The sequence below is a fragment of the Pseudomonas sp. MPR-R2A5 genome (genome assembly GCF_058793055.1).
Map to the genome: position 1 here is coordinate 24,010 of NZ_JBXAFK010000029.1, position 22,817 is coordinate 46,826.

Annotated in this window: 18 protein-coding genes and 2 pseudogenes; 11 read left to right on the forward strand and 9 right to left on the reverse strand. The window is 61.0% G+C overall.

Annotation, left to right across the window (positions count from 1 at the left end; translation table 11 throughout):
• Positions 1-53 precede the first annotated feature (53 nt).
• From AC1Q6I_RS20300 to AC1Q6I_RS20315, 4 genes are read left to right on the forward strand one after another with little or no spacing between them, the layout of a single operon-like run.
• Positions 54-1,166, forward strand: a complete 1,113-nt coding sequence (locus AC1Q6I_RS20300; protein ID WP_024074913.1) for a polysaccharide biosynthesis/export family protein — start codon at positions 54-56, stop codon at positions 1,164-1,166.
• A gap of 12 nt (positions 1,167-1,178) precedes the next feature.
• Positions 1,179-1,838 (forward strand): YjbF family lipoprotein, encoded by a 660-nt coding sequence (locus AC1Q6I_RS20305; protein WP_371858360.1) that lies wholly within the window; start codon positions 1,179-1,181, stop codon positions 1,836-1,838.
• Entirely contained in the window at positions 1,835-2,602 is a 768-nt protein-coding gene (locus tag AC1Q6I_RS20310) for a capsule biosynthesis GfcC family protein (protein ID WP_102624862.1), read from the forward strand. The genes AC1Q6I_RS20305 and AC1Q6I_RS20310 overlap by 4 nt, the downstream gene beginning before the upstream one ends.
• On the forward strand, positions 2,599-4,674 hold the full coding sequence (locus AC1Q6I_RS20315; protein ID WP_102624861.1) for a YjbH domain-containing protein: 2,076 nt from the start codon (positions 2,599-2,601) through the stop codon (positions 4,672-4,674). The genes AC1Q6I_RS20310 and AC1Q6I_RS20315 overlap by 4 nt, the downstream gene beginning before the upstream one ends.
• Positions 4,675-5,188: 514 nt before the next feature.
• On the opposite strand, the gene AC1Q6I_RS20320 is transcribed toward AC1Q6I_RS20315, so the two are convergent.
• From AC1Q6I_RS20320 to AC1Q6I_RS20345, 6 genes are all read right to left on the reverse strand, one after another.
• Positions 5,189-6,580, reverse strand: a complete 1,392-nt coding sequence (locus AC1Q6I_RS20320; RefSeq protein ID WP_069076429.1) for an undecaprenyl-phosphate glucose phosphotransferase — start codon at positions 6,578-6,580, stop codon at positions 5,189-5,191.
• Between the two features lie 255 nt (positions 6,581-6,835).
• On the reverse strand, positions 6,836-7,519 hold the full coding sequence (locus AC1Q6I_RS20325; RefSeq protein WP_102624860.1) for a winged helix-turn-helix domain-containing protein: 684 nt from the start codon (positions 7,517-7,519) through the stop codon (positions 6,836-6,838).
• Positions 7,520-7,550: 31 nt separating this feature from the next.
• Positions 7,551-8,306: a hypothetical protein gene (locus tag AC1Q6I_RS20330; RefSeq protein ID WP_069076427.1), complete on the reverse strand. Its 756-nt coding sequence runs from the start codon at positions 8,304-8,306 to the stop codon at positions 7,551-7,553.
• Positions 8,299-9,027, reverse strand: a complete 729-nt coding sequence (locus tag AC1Q6I_RS20335) for a winged helix-turn-helix domain-containing protein (protein WP_024074920.1) — start codon at positions 9,025-9,027, stop codon at positions 8,299-8,301. The genes AC1Q6I_RS20330 and AC1Q6I_RS20335 overlap by 8 nt, the downstream gene beginning before the upstream one ends.
• A gap of 297 nt (positions 9,028-9,324) precedes the next feature.
• A complete protein-coding gene (locus tag AC1Q6I_RS20340) occupies positions 9,325-10,656 on the reverse strand; it encodes an ATP-binding protein (protein ID WP_102624859.1) in 1,332 nt (443 codons plus the stop codon).
• Positions 10,653-11,393, reverse strand: coding sequence for a response regulator (locus AC1Q6I_RS20345; RefSeq protein ID WP_069076425.1), 741 nt, complete (start codon positions 11,391-11,393; stop codon positions 10,653-10,655). The genes AC1Q6I_RS20340 and AC1Q6I_RS20345 overlap by 4 nt, the downstream gene beginning before the upstream one ends.
• A gap of 317 nt (positions 11,394-11,710) precedes the next feature.
• Between AC1Q6I_RS20345 and AC1Q6I_RS20350 the strand changes: the two are divergent.
• Positions 11,711-12,145, forward strand: a pseudogene (locus AC1Q6I_RS20350) (thioredoxin family protein); the annotation flags it as partial.
• Positions 12,146-12,180: 35 nt separating this feature from the next.
• On the opposite strand, the pseudogene AC1Q6I_RS20355 reads toward AC1Q6I_RS20350, so the two are convergent.
• A pseudogene (locus AC1Q6I_RS20355) lies at positions 12,181-13,581 on the reverse strand (aminotransferase-like domain-containing protein).
• Positions 13,582-13,725: 144 nt separating this feature from the next.
• Between AC1Q6I_RS20355 and AC1Q6I_RS20360 the strand changes: the two are divergent.
• From AC1Q6I_RS20360 to AC1Q6I_RS20380, 5 genes are all read left to right on the forward strand, one after another.
• A complete protein-coding gene (locus AC1Q6I_RS20360) occupies positions 13,726-14,367 on the forward strand; it encodes a LysE family translocator (protein WP_102624858.1) in 642 nt (213 codons plus the stop codon).
• A gap of 71 nt (positions 14,368-14,438) precedes the next feature.
• Entirely contained in the window at positions 14,439-15,497 is a 1,059-nt protein-coding gene (locus AC1Q6I_RS20365; RefSeq protein WP_024074926.1) for a diguanylate cyclase, read from the forward strand.
• Positions 15,498-15,544: 47 nt separating this feature from the next.
• Positions 15,545-16,774 (forward strand): M20/M25/M40 family metallo-hydrolase, encoded by a 1,230-nt coding sequence (locus AC1Q6I_RS20370; RefSeq protein WP_102624857.1) that lies wholly within the window; start codon positions 15,545-15,547, stop codon positions 16,772-16,774.
• A 747-nt stretch (positions 16,775-17,521) separates the two neighbouring features.
• Positions 17,522-18,382, forward strand: coding sequence for a pirin family protein (locus AC1Q6I_RS20375; protein ID WP_102624856.1), 861 nt, complete (start codon positions 17,522-17,524; stop codon positions 18,380-18,382).
• A gap of 128 nt (positions 18,383-18,510) precedes the next feature.
• Positions 18,511-19,956 carry a mechanosensitive ion channel family protein gene (locus AC1Q6I_RS20380; RefSeq protein WP_024074930.1) on the forward strand — a complete coding sequence of 482 codons (1,446 nt, stop codon included), beginning with the start codon at positions 18,511-18,513 and terminating at the stop codon, positions 19,954-19,956.
• A 5-nt stretch (positions 19,957-19,961) separates the two neighbouring features.
• Here the strand turns inward: AC1Q6I_RS20380 and AC1Q6I_RS20385 are convergent, their stop codons facing one another.
• A complete protein-coding gene (locus tag AC1Q6I_RS20385) occupies positions 19,962-20,399 on the reverse strand; it encodes an Rrf2 family transcriptional regulator (protein WP_024074931.1) in 438 nt (145 codons plus the stop codon).
• Positions 20,400-20,542: 143 nt separating this feature from the next.
• On the opposite strand from AC1Q6I_RS20385, the gene AC1Q6I_RS20390 reads away from it, so the two are divergent.
• Complete coding sequence (locus AC1Q6I_RS20390) at positions 20,543-21,427, forward strand: NAD(P)/FAD-dependent oxidoreductase (RefSeq protein WP_102642564.1); 885 nt, start codon at positions 20,543-20,545, stop codon at positions 21,425-21,427.
• 36 nt (positions 21,428-21,463) lie between these two features.
• Here AC1Q6I_RS20390 and gudD read toward each other — a convergent pair whose 3' ends face one another.
• Positions 21,464-22,813, reverse strand: a complete 1,350-nt coding sequence (gene gudD, locus AC1Q6I_RS20395; protein WP_069076418.1) for a glucarate dehydratase — start codon at positions 22,811-22,813, stop codon at positions 21,464-21,466.
• Between the last annotated feature and the right edge of the window lie 4 nt (positions 22,814-22,817).

Sequence of the window (22,817 nt, forward strand, 5' to 3'; positions counted from 1 at the left end):
CCCCATCCAAGTGGTCTTTTTTTCTTGTTGTTTATCGCGAGTGTCCTAACACTATGATGCGTATTTTTCCCCTGGCCGTCGTGGCCGCTGTCTTATTGCAAGGCTGCATGTTTGCCCCGGGTCAATATATGGACACCGCTGCCTTGACTGAGCCGGGCGGGGCAGAGAGTAGCCGAGTGGATCTAATTCCAATTACCCCAAAGTTATTGGCCATGGACGCTGCCACGCAAGTGCCTTATGCCATCCCGGCGGAACTACTGAGTTATAAACCCGGCCCGTATCTGATCGGTGCCAATGATGCGTTGTATATCACCGTGTGGGATCACCCTGAACTCACCGCGCCGTCCGGCCCGCAACAGCAGATCGATGCTAATGGCCGACTGGTTAGCCCGGAGGGCAATCTGTTTTACCCCTATGTGGGCGAATTGGTTGCCAAGGGCCGTTCCATTGAGGCGCTGCGCAGCGAGATCACCGACAAGTTGCGCCGCTACATCGACAGCCCCCAAGTGGATGTCAGTGTGCTGCGCTTTGCCAGCCAGAAAGTGGTGATCAGCGGCGCAGTGGTCAAGGCCGGGCCGGTGCCGATCACCACCATCCCCATGAACGTCAGTGAAGCCCTGGGGGCCGCCGGTATAGACCCGCTCAATGCTGACCTGTCGAACCTGACCCTGACCCGTGGCGGCAAGCACTACACCTTGGACCTGGATACGCTCAACCTCGAAGCGTCGCGTTTGAACGAGGTCTACCTCAAGGACGGTGACCAGCTTTACCTGGCCTACAACGATCGCAAGCGCATCTATGTTATGGGTGAAGTCATGCAGCCCCGTGCGTTGAGTTTCAAGACCCGCAGCATGAACCTCTCCGATGTGCTGGGTTCGGTGGGCGGGGTCAACCAGAACACCTCCAACGCCGATGCCATCTACGTGATTCGCGGTGCGCAGAACATTGATGTGGAACCGGCCAAGGTGTTCCAGTTGGAAGCCGGCTCCCCCTCAGCCATGGCCCTGGCCACGCGCTTTGATGTGCAGCCCCAGGACGTGGTGTTTGTCGGGCCGGCGAATATCACGCGTTGGAACCGCTTTATCAGCCAACTGGTGCCTTCCGCGTCGATTATCGGCATTGGTGCATCCACTCAGAACAACCTGAGCGAAGCCAACAGCCGATAGGGTGGAACCTGCGTGAACAGTCTGAAAATCGGTACGTACGCGGGGTTGGCGTGGCTGTTGGCTGGCTGCAATCCGCTGATGCAGGCCTCGCTCGACACCTTCAAGGCGGCGGTCTCGGGGCCTTCGCCCCTGGAGCTGACCCAGGCCCAGGTGGACGCCGTGCCGTTTCCCCAGATCCAGGTGAAGACGGTGTCCAGCGAAGGGGTGATGGCGATGATTCGCCAGCGCGGCGACCTGCAATTCTGGGTCGCGTCCGGCAAGCAGGTGCTGTTGCTGCGCGACGGCCTGGTGGTGCGCACCGTAGGCCTGGGCACTGACCTGGACGGCACGCACTGGGATGGCCCGTCGCCCTTCCAACAGGGCCTGCACCGCGTGCCGGATGGCTATCGCAGTACGCGGCGGATCGACCTGGTGGACGGTTATCGCGTCGGCATCAGCGTCACCAGCCGCCTGACCCGCGAGGGCCTGGAGACCGTCGATATCCTCGACAAACCCTACACCTTGCTGCGCGTGGATGAAGACATCGAAGCCACCGCCCTGGGCTTTCGGGCGCGCAACCGTTACTGGGTCGACCCCCGTGACGGTTTTATCGTGCAAAGCGAACAACACCTCAGCCCGCGCCTCACCTTGAAAATCACCCAATTGCAACCCGCACGCAAGGAGGCCCGATGAGCTGCCGTAGACGCTGGGTACTGGCATTGGCGTGGAGCTGTGCCGGCGCATGCCAGGCCGCCATGACCGTCAGCGGTCAAGTGCTTCATCCGGGGCCGATCCCCTTGGCTCCCGAGGCCCGCTTGCTCGACGTGATCATCGCGTCGCAGCCGGATGCCGAGGGCTACTGGCTGGGTGCGGCCTGGCTGCGCCGGCCGTTGCTGGAACGCCAGGCACGCCTCAAGGCCGGTGTGCTGTTTGACCTTCAGACATTGCGCAACGCCGCGTTGGACGCCGGGCGCGAGAACCGCGCCGTTCAGGCGGCGCGCCTTTATCAGCAGGTGCAGGCACTGCCGGTGACCGGCCGGCAAGTCGCGGTGCTGGACCCGGTGGCGGTAGAGGTCGGCTTTGCGCCAAACCCGCGCGTCAACGATGGCGACCAGTTGATCTATCCACCCAGGCCCGCAAGCGTGCGCATCCTCGGCGCCGTCGCGGCGTCATGCACGGTGGCCTTCCAGGCGCAGCGCCAGGCCCGTGATTACCTGGATGAATGCCCGCCCGTGGCGGGGGCCGATAGCGACTACCTGTGGCTGATCCAGCCCGACGGCCACGTCACCCGCCTGGGCATTGCCCCATGGAACCGCGAGGAGGGCGCCGCGCCGGCACCGGGCAGCACCGTGCTGGTGCCGTTGCGCAGCGACGACCTGGAGCCGCCCACCCCCGAGTTGAACCAGCAACTGGCCGAGTTTCTCGCCACCCAACCCCTGGCCGAGGTCACGCCTTGAAATTATGTATTGCGGCCGTGCTGCTGGTGCCCTGTGGCGTCGCGCATGGCGAACCCCGTTACACCCAGAATGACTTCGGCGGCGTCGGGCTGCTGCAAACCCCCACCGCACGCATGGCCCCGCTTGGCGAACTCAGCGTGAATGCCAGCCGCACCGACCCCTATAGCCGCTACAGTTTTTCGGCGCAGCCGCTGGACTGGCTTGAAGGCACCTTCCGCTACACCGCGATCACCAACCGCCCCTATGGCCCTGAGTCGTTCAGTGGCGGCCAGAGCTACAAGGACAAGGCCGTCGATGCCAAAGTGCGCCTGTATGAGGAGAGCCACTGGCTGCCCCAGGTCGCGTTGGGGATGATGGACTTGGGCGGTACGGGCCTGTTTTCCAGCGAGTACCTGGTGGCCAACAAGCGCTATGGCGATGTGGATTTCAGTGCCGGTATTGCCTGGGGCTACATGGGCAGCCGTGGCGATTTGGGCAACCCGCTGGGCGCGCTGGATGATCGTTTCAACCAGCGACCCACGGCCGAAGGCTCCGGCAGTTTTTCCAACGGATATTTTCGCGGCCGGCCGGCGCTGTTTGGAGGCGTCGCCTACCAGACACCCTGGGCGCCGCTGAGCCTCAAGCTTGAATACGAGGGCAATGACTACCAGCACGAGCCGCGTGATAACAACCAGCGCCAGGACTCGCCGATCAACCTTGGCCTGGTCTTCAAGGTCGCCGACTCCATCGACCTGAGTGCCGCCTGGGAGCGGGGCAACACCGCCATGTTCGGGATTACCCTGCACACCAACTTCGTCAGCCGCAAGGCACCGGTCAAGACGTATGACCCACCGCCGCCGCCACTGCCCGCGCAGGCACCGACCACGCCCATGGACCAGGTGGATTGGGCGGCAGTGTCCAAGCGCTTGCAGGACAATGCCGGCTACAGCGTCCAGCGCATCGCCCAGCGCGGGCCGGAGTTGCTGGTGTATGGCGAGCAACAGCGCTATTTCCATGGCGCCAAGGCCGTGGGCCGCGCCAGTCGTATCCTCGACAACAGTGTCAATGACCAGATCAGTTGGTTCACCCTGGTCAGCGAGCGGTACGCGATGCCGATCGAAGAAACCAGCGTGCCTCGCGAGACGTTTCGTGAGGTGGTCGCCAACCGCGAGGACTTGCAGGACCTGCACCGCCAGACCGAAGTCAATCGTGCCAGCGCGCACAACCAGACGGTGCTCTACACCCAATCCGCCAACCCCCTGAGCTACGGCGCCGGGCTGGGCTACAAGCAGAACGTCGGCGGCCCGGATGGCTTGCTCTACCAGGTTTCCGCCGACCTCGACGCCGAGTACCGTTTCACCCGCAACACCTGGTGGAGCGGCTTGCTCAGCGTCAACCTGCTGAACAACTACGATGGCTTCACCTACGACGCGCCCAGTGGCTTGCCACGGGTACGTACCGATCTGCGCAAGTACATGACCACGTCCGATGTGACCTTGCCGACCTTTCAGCTCAACCGTGCGGTGCAGTTGGACCAGGACCTCTACGGCATGGTCTACGGCGGTTTGCTGGAGTCGATGTATGCCGGTGTCGGCAGTGAAGTGCTGTACCGGCCGATGGGCCAGCGCTGGGCGCTGGGGGCTGACCTGAACTATGTGCGCCAGCGCGGGTTCGAGCAGGACTTCAGCCTGCGCGACTACCGCACGCTCACCGGCCATATCACCGGCTACACCGACTTGCCGTTCAACACCCAGGGCGCACTGAGTGTCGGCCGCTACCTGGCGCGGGATTGGGGCGCGACCCTTGACCTGTCGCGGCAATTCAACAATGGCGTGCGCATTGGCGCGTGGGTCACGCGGACCACGGCCTCCAAGGAAGCCTACGGTGAAGGCAGTTTCGACAAGGGCCTGTACCTGTCGATTCCCTTCGATGAGTTGATGAGCCTGTCGACCCTGCGCCGCGCCAACCTGGTGTGGGCACCGCTGACGCGTGATGGCGGTGCGCGACTCAACCGCGCGTACTCACTGCATTCGATGACCGATGGGCGTGACAGTGACCTGTTCTACAAGAACTTCGAGAAGATCACTGAGTAGGCAGTAGCCCTTGTGGCGAGCGGGCTTGCCCTCATGCCGTTCAGGCAAGCGTACATCGCCTTCTGTAGGAGCGAGCGTGCTCGCGAAAAACGTCAACGATAACGCGTGCTTCCTGAATGAACGCAGCGCCTGTGAGTTCTTCGCGAGCAAGCTCGCTCCTACAAAAAAGCCTTAACTGAACGGCATGAGGGCAAGCCCTAATGCCGTTTCAGTTAAGCGTACATCGCCTTCTGTAGGAGCGAGCGTGCTCGCGAAAAACGTCAACGATAACGCGTGTTTCCTGAATGAACGCGGCGCCTGTGAGTTCTTCGCGAGCAAGCTCGCTCCTACAAAAAAGCTTTAACTGAATGGCATGAGGGCAAGCCCTAATCGGCTTCTGTAGGAGCGAGCTTGCTCGCGAAAAACGTTAACGATAACGCGTGCTTCCTGAATGAACGCGGCGCCTGTGAGTTCTTCGCGAGCAAGCTCGCTCCTACAAAAAGCCTTAACGGGCAAGCCCGTTCGCCACAGTGATCTAGTAGATGTCTTTGGACAGCAGCGTAAACGGCGTTTTCAGCAGGATCTTGATGTCCAGCCACAGTGACCAGTTGTTGATGTAGCGCAGGTCGATGTCGACGCGTTTTTGCATCTTCTCCAGGGTCTCCGTTTCCCCGCGGCAACCATTGATCTGTGCCAGGCCGGTGATACCGGGCTTGATGCGATGGCGTGCCATGTACGCGTGAATCTTCCCGGAGTAGTAGTCGTTGTGCGCCACCGCATGGGGGCGTGGGCCGACCAACGCCATGTGCCCCTGCAATACGTTGAACAATTGCGGCAGTTCATCGATGGAGGTGCGGCGAATGAAGCGGCCCACCGGGGTGATGCGCGAATCGTTGCGACTGGCCTGGCGCACTTCCTTGTCGTCATGCACACGCATCGAGCGGAATTTCCACACCTTGATCACCTGGCCGTTCCAGCCGTGCCGGTCCTGTTTGAAAATCACCGGGCCGGGAGAGGTGAGCTTGATCAGCACGGCGAACAGTAACAACAACGGGCTTAGCAGGATGATCGCCAGCAATGCCAGGCTCTTGTCCAGCAGCGACTTGCTCAGGGCCGCGGTCGGGCGGCTGGTCAGTGGGCTTTCATTGAGGAAAATCGCCGGCAAGCCATCCACCTCGGCGACGCAGTGGTTGAGCAGCAGCATGTTATTGAGGTCGGGCACCCAGATCACATCCACGCTGATGTCCAACAGGTTGATGTACAACGCCTCGATATGCGTGGCTTCCTGCAGTGAATGGGTGATGTAGAGCCGACGGATACCGTGCTGGCGAATCAACTGCGGCAGGTCCGGCAGCTCGCCGAGTATCTGCGACTGCAGCTGCGGCGCAGCGGTGTCGCGGGCGCCGACCAAGCCAACCAGGGGCGAGCGTTTACGCCGGGACAGGGTGGTGGCCAGGTCTGCGGCGAGCTTGCCTGTACCGACGATCAGCGATTTATGCCGCTCGTGAAGTTGGTTGTGGTAATAACGGGAAAGACTATGAATAGGGATATAGCATAATGCTAGTAGCGCGTAGCTGGTGGCGGCCCACAGTAACAGGATCTCCAGGGGGAACAGTGCCCCGGCATTACAGGCGATGCCCACGGCTAATAAAATAATCAGTGTTAGCAGCCAGCCCATGAAGAGCCGCCCCAGGCCCACGCCATAATCATCTTTCTTGCTGTACACATCGCACAACATATACGCCGGTAGAGAGGCAAGTATCGTAAAAGCGGCCAATGCCCGATAGTAATAGTCAAGTTGGCCGGTCTTTAAAACAACCAATGCAAATAGTAATGCCACGACCAGGCTGGAGGCCAGTGTCCATTGCCCCCAGAAGGTCAAGCCTTTAGGTGTTAGATGACGATGCATTCTTTGGTTATTCAGCATGCTACTGCTCCCAGTGGTGACCACTCGTGGTGGCAGAGTTAAGCGACACGTGGCGTTAATAACCACCAAACGACAGGCGCGCAGAGGCGCACAAAGGGATAGTAATCAACGGTAGGGAGCAATAGCTGACGACTTATAACAGGGTCATGGCAGTATCTAGTAGCTGTATGACGAGGAGGGGGTTGTTATAAAAAGGCAGTTTTAATAGGGTGGTGGGTGGCAGGGTGATTATTGTGTAAGTGTATTATTTTTGTTTTAGTGGCGTTGCGTGGTGAGCTCCAGTGATTTTTTTATCTTCTGCGTCAAACAATAGCCTCGATTTCGCACTGAACGAAACAAGCGCTCGCCGTCGTTAACCCGTTTGAATTTTTCCTGGAGGCGGCTAAGGCACATTTCCAGACCGCGATACAGTTCAGGTTCGCGCCCGATGTTGCGGATCAGTTCCTCTTTGCTGACCACCCGTTCTTCATGGTGGAGCATCTTCTTGATCAGCGCCGATTCAATCGTGGTTAATGAAATACGCAGGCCACCTTTAACCAGTATCCGATCCTGTTGTGTCAGTAACCAAAAGTCCGGCGTGTGCAGCGCGGTGAAGTCAGCGTTGTTTTCCTGGAGATTGCGATGTGTCTTAGTATTGGTAAGTTGAGATTTTAAGTGGCTGTCACTGGACGGTTGTGCAGCAGCCTGCAGACACGGTGTTGACGGGGTAGTTGAGAAGTTGAGTTTATCAATGAAAATGTAGTGACTTGTCGGTGGGGTGAAGTAGTGGTTGTGATGCAACGGAGTGTCGATCACCGCAGACGTTAGCGTGGCCCTCACGGTATTGTCCCGTAAAGTATAAGTGTGGTCGCGATAGGTCAACTCGACGTTGGGTGCAAAATCCTGAAGCGCAATAGGCACAGGTGCGGGCGAGAAGGCGTGCTTTTTGAGTGAGCTCATCGTGTTCACCGTTATCAGTGGGGGGAGAAAACTATAAACTTTCAGCGGGCGAGTAATAACCGCCCTGAAAGTAATTAAAAGGCAGGTGTTTGGCGAGCATGGCACTGTCGGAAAATTCAACCTGGTCCGCGATAAATGACACGCGCGTGACGCTTATCAGCTCTAGCATACGGTCGTAGAGCCGATTGAACAGGTCGGAGTGCGTATTTAGGCTCAAGCGGATGGCCGTGTCCGGAAAGGGCATTTTTATATAGTCATAGAGCTTGAGTTCTATCAGCAGGTCAGCCGGCTTTGTATCGAGTTTGTAGTTGTTGTAGGCAAGTTTGATACCGCTGCGGTCTTTCAGGGTATAAAGCTGGCGCACCATGGCCCTGCGCTCCACTGGACTTGGCAATGCGTCCAAGGGGTTTTCTACGCTGATGACGAGTTGCTGTTTGTACTGCTCCAACGTATCGGAAGTTTGGATTAACTGCTTGAGCATGTCTGGGCACATCAGTGCCGATTGGTCAATGCGCAGGAACTTATGCATGGCCGGGTAACGCGAAGCCGCTGGTAGTTTTCGGGTTGCGTTCGTTGAACGTGGCGTCAACAGTTGCAGGGCCTCACGATAGGCACATTGCAGTTGTTCGCGGCACATCGGATGCAGCTCATGCGCATGAGTGAGCAAGTTGGTCGTGCTGTCGACGCGAGTTTCACTTCCCCATAGCGTGCAGTTTCGTTCAACTATCGCCTGCCTCAGGAACTTGAACTCGGCAATGCCTGCAGGTGATATTTTCTCGCTATTCACGATTCGACCTCTCCTTGACAGGGTGCAGATGGTTGGCAGAAATAATCCCGCGGCTTAATTTATAGCCGTAGCCTCGAATATTCTGAATGATGTTTTCGCCATATTGCGCCTTGATCTTGCTGCGCAGGCGGCTGATGGATTTTTCCAGAGCGCGGGAATCGTAGAACTTGGTATTGAGCCCCATGACCGCGGCGATTTCATCGTGACTGAGCAGTCGCTTATGAATCAGTGCTTCGAGTACCTTCATTTCAACGAAGGAGATCTCTAACTTTTGGCCACCGCCATAAATGCACATCCGGTCCTGGTCGAGGATCAGTTCGCAAGAATCCGACCGATACGTTTCATTCAGAAACGCATCGACTAAATCGAGTTTTTTCTCGGGGGAAGTTTCGACTACTTTGATGCAGTAATCGGCGCCGGCCAAATAGTATTTGGTCTTGCTCTGGGTGGACGCAAATGTCACCACGACACATATGATGCAACCCGGATGTTGGGTTCGTGTCTTCTTTATGATGTCCAGAGTTTGATGGCTGGCAGAGGGCGTATCGATTTCTATAATGATGGCGCGGTAATTGACGGGGTCATCCAGTGAGTCAACTAGTTGGCCGTAGCTACGTGTATCGACTTTTAAATCATTCGGTACAGTGCGAACTATAAGCGCTCTAAAATCCTCGGTTTTAGACGGAGTCCGTGCAATAGCGAGGACGTTGGAAAAATGCATCACCTACTCCCTTTTCCGGCATGCAAGGCCGACAGTTCAATCGCTGCTAGCGTTTAGATACTAATCGAATTGATTACGGCAAAACGTGACAAATTTTAACATTCGTCCGTTTATTCTATAGGAGTGAACGCGGTGAGCGGGGGGTGTTGCGAGGGTATTTGTGCAGCTGTAGACATATGCTAGTGCAGTTTTTTAATGCGTGATAAGTAATTTAGGTGAAGCGGTCTTTGTCCGTGATGGCAGTTTAGTATTTGTCATATGTGGAGGATCGTGAGGTGTCGACCAAGCCCCTTCGCACTATAAGTCTTTGCGCGGCCGACTGACTGGCCGACCCAGGCGAATCTCGGCACACAACCCGCCGCCCAGACGATTGCTCAAGGTCAGCGTCCCGCCAATCGCCACCACCAGTTGTTGCGCAATTGCCAACCCCAGCCCCGTGCCGCCGGTGCCACGATTGCGTGAGTTTTCCACCCGGTAAAACGGCTGCAGCACTTGCGTCAGTTCACCCTCGGCAATCCCGGGGCCGCGGTCCAGCACCTTGATCGACAGTTCGCCCGTCGCCGTAGCGCCCACTTCCAGCTCGGCGCTGCCGGCAAATTTCAGCGCGTTGTCCACCAGGTTGACCAGCACGCGGCGCAGTGCGTGGGGGCGGGTGTCGAAGACCCGAGCGCTTCTGCCAGACAGGCTGACGCGCTTGTTCATGTCCTGATAGTCAAACACCAGGCTGTCGAGGAATGCGTCGAGGTTGATACGTGCACTGGCCTCGCTGGCGCCGTGCACGCTGCGCGCGTAGGCCACGCCTTCGCGCACCAGATGCTCCATTTCGCCGAGGTCGCTCCACAGTTTGTCGCGGTCGGTGGAGTCTTCCATGAGTTCGGCGCGCAGTTTCATGCGGGTGATGGGGGTTTGCAGGTCGTGGGAAATCGCCGCAAGGATCTGCATGCGTTCCTTGAGGTACTCGGCAATGCGTTGCTGCATGGCATTGAACGCGACCGCGGCGTGGGCGACTTCGGTGGGGCCGGTTTCGTCCAGGGGCGTCGGGTGGGCGTTCGGGTCGAGGGTTTCCACGGCGCGGGCCAGACGGGTCAGCGGGCGGATGGCCAGGCGCACGGCCGCCCAGGTACAGCCGAGCAGCAGCGCCAGTTGCAGGACCAGCACCACCGGCAACCAGTGTGCAACGGGCGGGGCGGCGGGGCGTACGTCGAGGGTGATCGGGTTGCCATCAGCCAGCGTCAGGTGCGCCTGAAAGTGTTTCTGTAGGCCGGGGATCGTGCGAAAGGTCAGGGGGTAATGCTCGCCCAGGGCATGCCTGATCGACGCGGCCGCCATTGGTATGTCATCACTGTTCATCGGTTCGCCGCTTTCGCCGGCATTGAGCAGGTAGCGATAGTTCTGCCGGTCCAGGCGCGGCAGCCAGCTGGCGCGCTCATTGGCGGGCAGGCGGTCGAGGATTGCCACCGAGGTGGCCACATCGTTTTCCAGGTTATCCAGCATCGTGGTGCGCGCGCTGATATAGCGCTCGTAGAACTGCGCACTGAAGGACAGGCCATGGGCACACACCAGGCTGACCAGAAAGATCAGCGACAACTGCGACGCCAGCGTGCGTGGCCAGCCGAGGCGCCACTTCATTGTCCGGCCCCGAGGATTTCCACCGGCAGGGAGAATACATAACCCTCGCTGCGCACGGTCTTGATATAGGCCGGTTCGCGGGCATCATCCAGCAGGCGCTGGCGCAGGCGGCTGACCAGCAGGTCGATGGAGCGGTCGTATAGGTCCGCGTCGCGACCCTGGGTCAGGTTGAGCAACTGGTCGCGGCTGAGTACCCGTTGCGGGTGATCCAGGAACACGCGCAGCAGGCGATATTCCGCGCCGCTCAGGGCCACCTGGGTGTCGTCGGTATCGAGCAGATGGCGCGCGGTGGTGTCCAGGCGCCAGCGCCCGAAACGGATCAGGCGCCCGGTTTCGCTGACCACCAGGTTCGGCGGCAGCATGCGCGTGCGGCGCAGCACCGCGTTGATCCGGGCCAGCAGCTCGCGTGCGGCGAAGGGTTTGACCAGGTAATCATCCGCGCCCATTTCCAGGCCGATGATGCGGTCGGTTTCATCGTTGCGCGCGGTGAGCATCAGCACCGGCGTGCCCTTGTGCTTGCCGACCCGCAGTTCCCGGCACAGCTGCAAGCCATCGTCGCCGGGCATCATGATATCCAGCACGATCAGGTCCACCGGGGTGGTGTCGAGGAAGCTGCGCATCTGGCGACCGTCGCCGACCACGCTGGTGCGCATGCCGTTTTTCTTCAGGTAATGACCGAGCAGTTCGCGGATCTCCCGGTCGTCATCCACGATCAGGATGTGATCGACGTGGTCCATGCTGTTTTCCTCAAGCAGTCATTATTGCTGCGCAGTCTAGTCACTGCCCGGTGCCTTGCCTTGTGCCCTTTGTATGCCAGTGTATCTGGCGATAAGCAGATACACGGTGAGGCTAAAATACCGATACCGCGGGCTTTTTTCGACACAATCCGGATACCTCGCGCAGGCTCAATGGACGTCATCGAACACCTGCCGAGGACGCTGTGATGAAGACCCGGACCATCTGCTGTTTATTCGCGAGCCTGGCCCTGGCCGCTGCCTTATGTTACTTGCTGCCCAAAGCAGTCGACGCCGAGCCTTTCAGCCAGCCCAACCCGACCATGCCGTCCCTGGACGGTGCCGTGGCCTGGCTCAACTCAGCGCCGCTTGATGCGGCCGCGCTGAAGGGCAAAGTGGTGTTGGTGGATTTCTGGACCTACGACTGCATCAACTGCCAGCGCAGCTTGCCGTACGTGAACCAGTGGGCGAACAAGTACGCCAAGGACGGCCTGGTGGTGATCGGCGTGCACACCCCCGAGTACGACCACGAAAAAGTGCTGGATAACGTGCGTCAGCAGGTGAAGAAGCTGGGGATCGGGTACCCGGTGGCTATCGATAACGACTTCAGGATCTGGCAGGCGTTCGACAACCAGGCCTGGCCGGCCCATTACTTCTTCGACGCCACCGGCAAAAGGCGCTACAGCCACTGGGGAGAGGGCCGTTATGACGAGCAGGAGCAGGTGATCCAGACACTGCTGGAGGAAGCCAGGGCGTTGCGTCCGGCTGCACCTGGCACGGCTGGGGCGCGTCACGCCTTGAGCAGCAGCGCCTCGAACAGCTGCCGCACCTGCGCTTCATCACTGTGGGCGACATTGAAGCGCATCGAGTCGCGATGGGCCGGGTCGTAGCCGAACAGTGCGCCAGGTGCGAGCACCATGCCTTGCTTCAATGCGGCCTGGGCCAAGCGCTCGCTGTCCACGCCGACGGGCAGGCGCGCCCAGATGAACATCCCGCCTTCATACCCCATCGGCAGTTCACAGCCACACCGCTTGAGCCATTGCTCCACACGCCCACCGGCCTCCATCAGGCGCTGCACCATGCGCTTGCGATGTTTGGCGTAGCTGCCTTCGCTGAGCATGCGGTAGACGATCTGCTCGAACAGCTCGGAGGTCACGCCGCCGCTCATCAACTTCATGTGGGTCAGGTTCGCCGCCAATTGTGGCGCCGCCACCACGTAGCTGACGCGGGTGTTGGCGCTGAGGATCTTGGAGAAGCCTGACAGGTAGGTGACCTGGTCGAGCCCGGCGAGGGCGGCCAGGCGGGGCGGCGGGTTGGGGTGAAGGTCGCCGTAGAGGTCATCCTCGATGATATGGCAGTGGTAGCGCTGGGTCAGTTGCAGCAGGCGAAACGCCTGGCCAGGGCTGAAGGAATGCCCGGTGGGGTTGTGCAGCACGCTGGTGGTCAGGTACAGGCTGGGGCGGTGCTCGGCCAGCAGCTGTTCGAGGGCGGCGAAGTCGAAACCGTCGGGACGACGTTGGATCGTCAACACCTTGACCCCGTGCAGGGCCAGGTTGGCGTGGAAGTTGAAGTAGCACGGTGCGTCCAGCAGCACCGTGTCGCCGGGGCGCGCGAGCAGGCGCATCAGCATGTCCAGGCCTTGCACGGTGTTGGGGGTGGTGATGATTTGCTCCACCGGTACCGACAAGCCTTCGCCGTGCAGCTTATGTTGCAGCGCCTGGCGCAACGGCAACAGCCCGGCCGGCGTGCCCAGCCCGGCGATACGCAGCGATGGCGCACGTACGACGCTGCGCATCGCCTGGCGAATCGCTTCGCTGTCCAGCCAGCTTTCCGGTAAGTGGCCGCCGCCGGGGCGTAGGTCGCTGCCGGCGCTGACCAAGGGCCGTCGCAACACACTGAGCAGGTCCTGGGGCAGCAGGTCGACCCAGGCCGCCGAGGCGGGGCGGGCGGTGTCCATCGCCACGAAGAAACCGCGGCCTTGGCTGGACGTCAGCAGGTTGCGCCCGCGCAGGCGATCCAGCGCTTCGTTGAGGGTGAATTTGCTGACGCCCAGGGTCTCGGTCAACTCACGTACCGACGGCAATTTGCTGCCGGGTGCTCATTCGCCTTGCTCGATGGACTGGCTGAACGCGTCGACAATCTGCTGCACCTTGGGGGTGCCGTCGACAAAAGCGATGGGGGTTACCAACATAAGGCTTCCTTGTCTTTGCCGGTCATTTTACCGGTGAAGTTAGGGCGAATTAGGCATTACTTTACCTGCCTTGCGCAATGCCGCTGTCCTAGACTGCGCGGCATCCGGCCCATCTGCGGCTGTCTGATCCCAGGAGCCAGGGCCATGACCAGCGCATTGACGCTATCTTCGTTTCTCTACTTTCTGCTGTTTTGCACCACCCTGACGTTCAGCCCAGGCCCCATGACCCTGTTGCTGCTGAGCCTGGGCTTGAAGGGCGGGTTGCGCAATTCGATCCCGGCGCAGGTCGGTGCCAGCGTGTCGTACCTGATCTCGATCCTGATCTTCGCCGTGGGGTTTTCCGAACTGATCAAGGGCAACCTGGCGATTACCCAGGGCATCCAGATTGTCGGCGTGGCCTATATCCTCTACCTGGCCTACAAGCAGTGGACCAGCAGCGGCCTGCCAATCGACACCGCCGGCAGTGTCGAGGGCGCGCGCGGCCTGTTCGGCAAGGGCTTGCTGACGGGGTTTTCCAACCCCAAGACCCTCATTATGTTCAGCGCCGTGTTCCCACAATTCGCCGGGGCAGGGGAGCACCGCTCGACGACGGACATCGCCATCCTCGGGCTGACCTTCCTGCTGCTGCAATGTGCCAGCGGTTGCCTGTACTGCTATTTCGGCCAGCGTATCCGGCACGTGCTGGAAAACCCCCGGCGGCGGGTGTTGTTACAACGGGTCACGGCCGCGCTGTTGCTGGGGGTGGCGTTGATGCTGGCGCGGGGTTTTTCCCCGGAAGGGCTGTAAGCTTATAAGCGGTAGTGGCGTATTGCCGCCGCCCTGATAGACTCCAGGCATTCATATAGGATCATCAGAGCATGCCGGCCGCCGGAGGAAAGGGATTTCCACTCGCTACACGCTTGTATAAATCCCGCACCCTGGGGCTGACGCTCGGTTTTGTGTGCGTGGCGTTTGGCATGTATCCAGTGAACCCGCCCCTATGGGTGTGGGTCTGGATGATCCTCAACGCCTTCGTATGGCCGCACCTGGCCTTTCAGTCCACATTGCGCGCGCCCCAGGCCCTGCGCAGTGAACGCCGCAACCTTCTGTTCGACTCCTTTTGCGGCGGCTTCTGGGTCGGTGCCATGCACTTCAACCCGCTGCCCAGCGTCACCACCCTGTCGATGATGACCATGAACAACGTCGCCATCGGCGGCCCGCGTTTCATGCTGATGGGCTGGGTGGCACAGGGGCTGGGGATTGGCGTATCACTGCTGATATTCACGCCCGCGTTCATTGCCTTGACCACGCCGGCACAGCTCTATGCGTGCCTGCCGATCCTCATGCTTTACCCGCTGGCCCTGGGCTGGATCTGCTACCGCCAGGCCTTGAACCTTGCACGGCATAAGCGCGAACTGCTGGCCCTGAGCCGCACCGACAGCCTGTCTGGCCTGCTCAACCACGGCGCCTGGAAGGACCATCTGGAAATCGAGTTTCAGCGCTGCCGGCGCGAGCAGCAGGGCGCGGCCATTGCGTTGATCGACATCGATCATTTCAAGGTGATCAACGACACCTACGGCCATGTCACTGGCGATATCGTCCTGCGCCAGCTCAGCAAGGTGCTGCGCCAGAACCTGCGTGTCGCCGACCTGGCCGGGCGCTACGGCGGTGATGAGTTCTGCGTGATCCTGCCGGGCATGCCGCTCAACCGTGCCACCGAAGTGATGGACGCCCTGCGTGATCGCTTCAACGCGCTGGCCTACGCCCAGGACCCGACCTTGCGCGCCAGCTTGAGCATCGGCCTGGCCCCTTATCAACTCACGCATGCCGACTCCACCAGTTGGCTCAATGACGCTGACCTGGCGTTGTACGAAGCCAAGAGCAGCGGGCGCAACTGCGTCAGTGCGGTGCAGGGGGCTTGGTTGCGGTCGGTTTAGTGGGGTAGGGTGTGGCGTAACCTCCCTATAAAAACAAGGACCGTTGCATGCTTTTTACCTTCCCCCGTACCCTTCTGGCCGCGACCCTGGCCTTGTCCTTCACGCTCCCGGCCTACAGCGTCGAACCCCATAAACAGATCCAGGCAGACGCCGAACAGTACAAGGCCGATGCCCTGAAACTGCTGGAGCGCCTGGTGAATATCGACTCGGGCTCCGGCTACGGGCCGGGCCTGACCCAGGTCAGTGACATTGCCGTCGATGAACTCCAGCAGTTGGGCTTTAGCATCGAGCGCGTGCCGGATGCGGCCGCCAACAGCAGCCATGTGATTGCCACCCTCAAGGGCACCGGCAAGGCCAGGATCCTGCTGATGGCCCACATGGACACCGTATTCAAGGAAGGCTCCGCTGCCGAGCGCCCGTTCCACATCAAGGACGGCCGCGCTTATGGCCCCGGCGTGATGGATGACAAGGGCGGCATCGTCGCCGGTATCTACGCACTCAAGGTCCTGAAAAACCAAGGCTTCAAGGACTATGCGCAAATCACCTTCCTGCTCGACGCCAGCGAAGAAACCGGCTCCGACGCCGCCTCCGAGCTGATCCGCAATACCGCCAAGGCCCACGACGTCACCCTGAACCTGGAGCCCGGCCGGCCGGCGGACGGCCTGGTGGTATGGCGCAAGGGCAGCGCCACCGCGGTGGTCGAAGTCAAAGGCAAGGCCGCCCACGCCGGCGTCGCTCCGGAACTGGGGCGCAACGCCGCCATGGAAGCCGCGCACCAGATCCTGCAACTGGGCAAGCTGGGGGATGAAGAGAAGAAAACCACCATCAACTTCACTGTGATCAAGGCCGGGGATCGCACTAATGTCATCCCCGATCAAGCCATCGCCAAGGCCGACGTGCGCGCGGCGTTACCCGAAGAGTTCGATCGGATCGAAAAAGATCTGGCACGGGTGTCGGCCAACAAGTTGATTCCCGAGACGCAAGTGAAGACCAGTTTGCAACGCGGCTTGCCACCGATGCCGCAGACACCGGAGTCAGACAAGTTGGTGGCGATTGCCCAAGGCATTTATGCGGAATTGGGCAAGCAGTTGACGATTGAAGGCAGTGGTGGCGCGGCGGATGCGAGTTTGTCGGCCGGGGTCGGGACACCGACGTTGGATGGCTTTGGGATTGTCGGCGGCAACATTCATACGCCTGAAGAATATGCGGAAGTGGAAAGTGTCGCGCCGCGGGTCTACTTGCTGAGCCGGATGATCATGGAGCTTTCAAAGCGCTGACCGGGATAGGCGCTCATCCGTTCAGTGTGGGTGAGCCCCTCTTAGCCGATGATCGCATCTCCCTTTGTGGCGAGTGAGCTTGCTTGCGTTGGGCTGCGCAGCAGCCCTGAAGCAGACAACGCGATTGACCTGAACATCCCCATCGCCTGGACTGGGGCCGCTTCGCGGCCCAACGCGAGCAAGCTCGCTCGCCACAGGGGGGGCGGTATAGCCTTGGAGAGCGGTGTCCCGGAAGGCTATCCGGCCGTCAAGTGGGAGGTTTCGACACTTATCTGCTTCTCCCGCCCCAGCACCAGGCTGCACAGCGCCGGCAAAAACAACAGGGTCAACACGGTGCCCACCAGGACTCCGCCAATCAGCACATAGGCCAGGGATGACCAGCCCTCGGACTATTTCCCTGTCGGATGCCCCGGCGCCTTCCCGACGCGCGATGCAGACCGTCGGTTTCACCTGAGCCCTGCGCAATATCACGCGGCGGATTGTGGTGATGAGCGTGACAATTCCAACGGTTGGCTAAGAGGGGGATGGGGTTTGGCGGCTTGTCGTTGAGCTATTTACGTGACGGCAGTAGCGCGCCGATTGGGCGGGGCCAAGCGTGCCAGGTGTTGGCGGCGTATAGGGCTTCCCCATTGGCACGTGAGCGCCGAGTCAGCGGATTGTCCTATACGTAGAACGAACCAAGCTGCTTTCACCGGCTAGTACTCCAGCTTATGCCGACTTATGGTGTAGGCACTTTGGAGGACCACCATGAAGAAACTGATCGGCATCTACACCAGCCCCCGCACCCATTGGGTCGGCGATGGCTTTCCGGTGCGTACGCTGTTTTCCTACGACACCCTGGGCAAACACATCAGCCCATTCCTGTTACTGGACCACGCCGGCCCGGCCGATTTCACCCCCACTGAGCAACGTCGCGGCGTCGGCCAACACCCGCATCGCGGTTTTGAAACCGTGACCATCGTGTATGACGGCGAAGTCGAACACCGTGATTCCACCGGTGCCGGCGGCAAGATCGGCCCGGGCGACGTGCAATGGATGACCGCCGCCAAGGGCATCCTCCACGAGGAATTCCACTCCGAAGCCTTCGCCCGCAGCGGCGGGGCACTGGAGATGGTGCAACTGTGGGTCAACCTGCCAGCCAAGGACAAGATGGCCGACGCCGGCTACCAGACGATTCTCGACGGAGATATTCCGCTGTTGCCGTTGGCCAACCAGGCCGGGCAATTGCGTCTGATCGCCGGTGAGTTCGCGGGCACCCAAGGCCCGGCGCGCACCTTCACGCCCATCGATGTGTGGGACCTGCGCCTGCGTGCTGGCAAGGCGGTCAGCCTGGACCTGCATGCCGGACGTAACACCGCCCTGGTGATCCTGCGCGGTACGGTGCTGGTCAATGGCCAAGAGCTTGCGCGCCAGGGGCAATTGGCAGTGTTCGAGCGTGACGGTACCCAACTGACTCTGGAGGCCAATGACGACGCCAAGGTGCTGCTGCTCAGTGGCGAACCCATCGACGAGCCGATCGTTGGGCATGGTCCCTTTGTGATGAACACCGAGCAGGAGATTCACCAGGCGTTTGCCGATTTCCAATCGGGTAAGTTCGGGCGGATGTAGCACTGACTCAAAGGTGACGCCAAACCTGATGTGGGAGCGAGCGCGCTCGCCCTCACATTTTGTTCTGCGCTATACCCCGCATCCCCATTTCATGCGATCTTCCCGTCATTCACCCTGGAGTCGCCTGGATGCCCTCATTTATCGCTGATCACCCGATGTTATGCGCGCTGGCGCTGATCTTTATCGACATCGCCGTATGGCGCCTGATTTCCGCCAACCTGGCCAACTGGAAGCTGGCGGCGCGGCTGGTGATCTTCGCGGTATTCAGCGCCGTGCTGTTCAACGACGGCATGAACCCCATGCAGTTGGCGCCTTATGCCGACAACACGGCCTTGCACCTGGCGGCCACCGCGTTGCAGATCGGCTGGTGGCTGTTCGCCGCGCGGACCCTCACGGTGTTGCTCGGCACCTTGATGATGCAGCGCGTCGGGCATACCGGGCGGTTGTTGCAGGACTTGATGGGCGCGGTGATCTTCTTGATCGCGATCATCGCCGCCATGGCCTATGTGCTCGACCTCCCGGTCAAGGGCGTGCTGGCGACTTCCGGCGCGGTGGCGATCATTGTCGGCCTGGCCTTGCAAAGCACCTTGAGTGATGTGTTTTCCGGGATCGTGCTCAATACCACCAAGCCCTACCAGCTGGATGACTGGATCTCCATCGACGGCACCGAAGGCCGTGTCACTGACATCGATTGGCGCGCCACGCGGCTGCAAACCTCCCAGGGCAGCATGGCGGTGATTCCCAACTCCCTGGCGGCCAAGGCCAAGATCATCAACTTTTCGCGCCCGGCGGATATGTTCGGCTTGTCGGTGTGCCTGCAAGTCAGCCCTCATGCACGCCCGCAAACGGTGATCGAGGCGCTGGAGCGCGCGATGCAAGGTTGCCGGCCGCTGCTGGCCAAGCCCGCGCCGAGCGTGGCGTTCAAGACCTCGGCCAGTGGGGGCGTGGAGTACGAAATCAGCGGGTTCGTGCCGGCCATGCCGCTCAAGCGCGAGGTGCGCAACCAGCTGTATGACCTGGCCTTCCGGCATTTGCAGGCGGCGGGCGTGGGGCTGTTATCCGCCACTGAAAGCAGCGCGCCGCCGGCGGTGTCCGGTGCGCGGGCGTTGCTGGAGCGCTCGTCGATTTTCTCCACGTTGCGCCAGGAAGAGAAAGACACCTTCAGCCAGAACATGACCCTGCACAGCTACCGTGCCGGTGAAATGATCCTGCCGGCGGGGGAGGTCAGCGACCATTTGTTTATCGTGGAATCCGGCGTGGTCTCAGTGATGCTGGTCAAGGGCGGGCACAAGTTCGAGGCCGGGCGCATGGGGCCGGGGGAAGTGATTGGCGAAGCCGGGATCTTGTCCGACGAGGCCACCCCGGCGGACTTCTCCGCCAAGACCTTCTGCACCCTGTACCGTATCGAAAAGGAATACCTCAAGCCGTGCCTGGATGCGCGGCATGACATCGGCGAAGCGATGAAAGCACTGCTGGATTTCCGCATCCATGCTGCGCAGGTCATGACCCAGGAGTCGCCGGTGGTGCCGGCGAAGAAGGGGTTCCTGCAGTGGTTGCGCAAGCGCGGGTTATAACGCGATCAGGGCGCCATGGCGATGCGGTAGCGCTCGTCAAAGTCATCTGCCAGTTGCGCCAATGTCACATCGCCCAAGCGCGCCAGCAACAAGGCCTGGGCCTGGTCGAACGCGTCGGTCAGCGCCGCGTTTACCGCCTGCTCCACCAGGCATTGCGGGTGATCGGTGGATAGGCCGATGGCAAAGATCGACGGCGTGCCCAGCGCGTTGTGAATATCCAGCAAGGTGATTTCACTCAAGGGCTTGCCCAGGGTCCAGCCACCCTGATGGCCTTTTTCCGAACGCACATAGCCCTTTTCCTTGAGCAGCCCCAGCGTGCGTCGCACCACCACCGGGTTGGTGCCGAGCATCTGCGCGATGGTCTCCGAGGTGGCGCGCGCTTCATGGCGGCCCATATGGATCAGCACATGCAGCATGCGCGAGAGGCGGGTGTCATTTCTCATCAAAAACCCTCAAGTCGATTCGGTCGGGAGTATCGTTCGTAACCTAAAAAGTTGCGAGACACTTGACGCGGTATTTTTACGTAACTTATGGTGTGTCGTGAAGGCGCACGGACCACCGCGCGCGCCAACACGGGGTCACTTCCATGATGCACGACTTCATTATCGTGGGCGGCAGCTACGCCGGCCTGTCAGCGGGCCTGCAACTGGCGCGGGCGCGGCGCAAGGTGCTGGTGATTGATGCGGGGCTGCGGCGCAATCGGTTTGCGGCGACCTCCCACGGCTTTCTCGGCCAGGACGGCCAGGCGCCCGGGATTATCGCCGCCGAAGGTCGCAGCCAGTTGATGGAGTACCCGACGGTCACCTGGGTGCAGGACAGCGTGGTCCAGGCGGGGGCGGAGCAGGGCGGTTTCAGCGTGCGCACCCAATGCAATGGGCAGTTCCAGGCCAAGCGGCTGATCCTGGCCACCGGAGTGGTGGATGAATTGCCCGGCATTGACGGCTTGCAGGAGCGCTGGGGCAAGCGGGTGTTCCATTGCCCTTATTGCCATGGCTATGAGCTGGGCCAAGGGCGCATCGGCGTGTTGGCCACCTCGCCGCTGGCGATGCACCATGCCCTGATGTTGCCGGACTGGGGCAGCACCACCTTGTTCACCAATGGCGTGTTCACGCCGAATGCCGAGCAACAGGCGCAGTTGGACCGGCGCGGTGTCAGCGTGGAAAGCGCAGCCGTGACGCGCATCAGCGGTGAGCGTGCCGACCTGGAACTGGCTGACGGCCGAATCGTGCAGTTGGATGGGGTGTTCACAATGTCGCGGACCCGGCTCAGCCCGTTGGCCGAACAACTGGGCTGCGGGCGCGTCGACGGCCCCACCGGTCCTTACCTGCACACTGACGAAACCCGCCAGACCTCCGTGGCCGGCGTGTTTGCCTGTGGCGATGCGTCACTGGCCGCCGGTTCCGTGGCGTTGGCGGTGGCCGAGGGCGTGCGCGCCGGGGTGGGCGCGCACTTCTCGTTGATCAACGGTTGACGCCACTCGGGCTGTCACTTTTTCGCGGGCATCGGCTCAGCGCACCAGGCAGGGGCGTTTGTTATCGAAGCTCCAGCCGGGAATCAGGAACTGCATGGCGACGCTGTCATTGCGCGCGCCCAGGCCCATGCCCTTGTAGCGCTCGTGGGCGTGGGCCACGGCGTCCATGTCGATCTCCACCCCCAGGCCCGGCTTGGCGGGCACCTGGATATGGCCGTCGACAATCTGTAGCGGTGCCTTGGTCAGTCGTTGGCCGTCCTGCCAGATCCAGTGGGTGTCGATCGCGGTGATATCGCCCGGTGCGGCGGCGGCCACCTGGGTGAACATCGCCAGGGAAATATCGAAGTGATTGTTGGAGTGCGAGCCCCAGGTCAGGCCCCATTCATGGCACATCTGCGCCACGCGCACCGAGCCTTGCATCGTCCAGAAGTGCGGGTCGGCGAGGGGGATGTCCACCGATTGCAGCTGGATCGCGTGGCCCATCTCGCGCCAGTCGGTGGCGATCATATTGGTGGCGGTCGGCAGGCCGGTGGCGCGGCGGAATTCGGCCATGACTTCGCGCCCCGAGTAGCCGTTTTCCGCGCCGCAGGGGTCTTCGGCATAGGCCAGCACGTGATGCTGGTCGCGGCACAGGGCGATGGCTTCCTTGAGGGACCAGGCGCCATTTGGGTCGAGGGTGATGCGTGCGTCGGGGAAGCGCTCGGCCAGCGCGGTGACCGCTTCGATTTCTTCGGCGCCACGCAGCACGCCGCCCTTGAGCTTGAAGTCGTTGAAGCCGTACTGGGCCTGGGCGGCTTCGGCCAGGCGCACGATGGCATCCGGGGTCATGGCCGGTTCGTGACGCAGGCGGAACCAGTCGTCCGCGTCGGCTTCGCTGCGGTAGGCCAGGTCGGTCTGGTGGCGGTCGCCGATGTAGAACAGGTAGCCGAGCATCTTCACTGCATCGCGTTGCTGGCCTTCGCCCAGCAACGCCGCTACCGGCACTTCGAGGAACTGGCCGAGCAGGTCGAGCAGTGCGGCTTCCATGGCGGTAACGGCATGGATGGTGATGCGCAGGTCAAAGGTTTGCAGGCCGCGCCCACCGCTGTCGCGGGCGGCAAAGGTGCGGCGCATGGCATTGAGGATAGCCTGGTACTGGCCGATCGGCTTGCCGATCACCAGGCTGCGCGCGTCTTCCAGGGTTTCGCGGATGCGTTCGCCCCCCGGTACTTCGCCCACGCCGATATGCCCGGCGCTGTCCTTGAGGATCACGATGTTGCGCGTGAAAAACGGCCCATGGGCGCCGCTGAGGTTGAGCAGCATGCTGTCATGGCCGGCCACCGGGATCACGTCCAGGTGGGTGACGACCGGAGCGTGGCGGGCGTGGTGCTGATGTTCTGTGTTCATGAAA

What these genes read in the sequence shown, in the direction of transcription:
- AC1Q6I_RS20300 (WP_024074913.1), top strand. Translation starts at nt 54, where the DNA reads ATGATGCGTATTTTTCCCCTGGCCGTCGTGGCCGCTGTCTTATTGCAA.
- AC1Q6I_RS20310 (WP_102624862.1), top strand. Translation starts at nt 1,835, where the DNA reads ATGAGCTGCCGTAGACGCTGGGTACTGGCATTGGCGTGGAGCTGTGCC.
- AC1Q6I_RS20320 (WP_069076429.1), bottom strand. Translation starts at nt 6,580, where the DNA reads ATGCTGAATAACCAAAGAATGCATCGTCATCTAACACCTAAAGGCTTG.
- AC1Q6I_RS20325 (WP_102624860.1), bottom strand. Translation starts at nt 7,519, where the DNA reads ATGAGCTCACTCAAAAAGCACGCCTTCTCGCCCGCACCTGTGCCTATT.
- AC1Q6I_RS20335 (WP_024074920.1), bottom strand. Translation starts at nt 9,027, where the DNA reads ATGCATTTTTCCAACGTCCTCGCTATTGCACGGACTCCGTCTAAAACC.
- AC1Q6I_RS20340 (WP_102624859.1), bottom strand. Translation starts at nt 10,656, where the DNA reads ATGAAGTGGCGCCTCGGCTGGCCACGCACGCTGGCGTCGCAGTTGTCG.
- AC1Q6I_RS20345 (WP_069076425.1), bottom strand. Translation starts at nt 11,393, where the DNA reads ATGGACCACGTCGATCACATCCTGATCGTGGATGACGACCGGGAGATC.
- AC1Q6I_RS20360 (WP_102624858.1), top strand. Translation starts at nt 13,726, where the DNA reads ATGACCAGCGCATTGACGCTATCTTCGTTTCTCTACTTTCTGCTGTTT.
- AC1Q6I_RS20365 (WP_024074926.1), top strand. Translation starts at nt 14,439, where the DNA reads ATGCCGGCCGCCGGAGGAAAGGGATTTCCACTCGCTACACGCTTGTAT.
- AC1Q6I_RS20370 (WP_102624857.1), top strand. Translation starts at nt 15,545, where the DNA reads ATGCTTTTTACCTTCCCCCGTACCCTTCTGGCCGCGACCCTGGCCTTG.
- AC1Q6I_RS20375 (WP_102624856.1), top strand. Translation starts at nt 17,522, where the DNA reads ATGAAGAAACTGATCGGCATCTACACCAGCCCCCGCACCCATTGGGTC.
- AC1Q6I_RS20380 (WP_024074930.1), top strand. Translation starts at nt 18,511, where the DNA reads ATGCCCTCATTTATCGCTGATCACCCGATGTTATGCGCGCTGGCGCTG.
- AC1Q6I_RS20385 (WP_024074931.1), bottom strand. Translation starts at nt 20,399, where the DNA reads ATGAGAAATGACACCCGCCTCTCGCGCATGCTGCATGTGCTGATCCAT.
- AC1Q6I_RS20390 (WP_102642564.1), top strand. Translation starts at nt 20,543, where the DNA reads ATGATGCACGACTTCATTATCGTGGGCGGCAGCTACGCCGGCCTGTCA.
- gudD (WP_069076418.1), bottom strand. Translation starts at nt 22,813, where the DNA reads ATGAACACAGAACATCAGCACCACGCCCGCCACGCTCCGGTCGTCACC.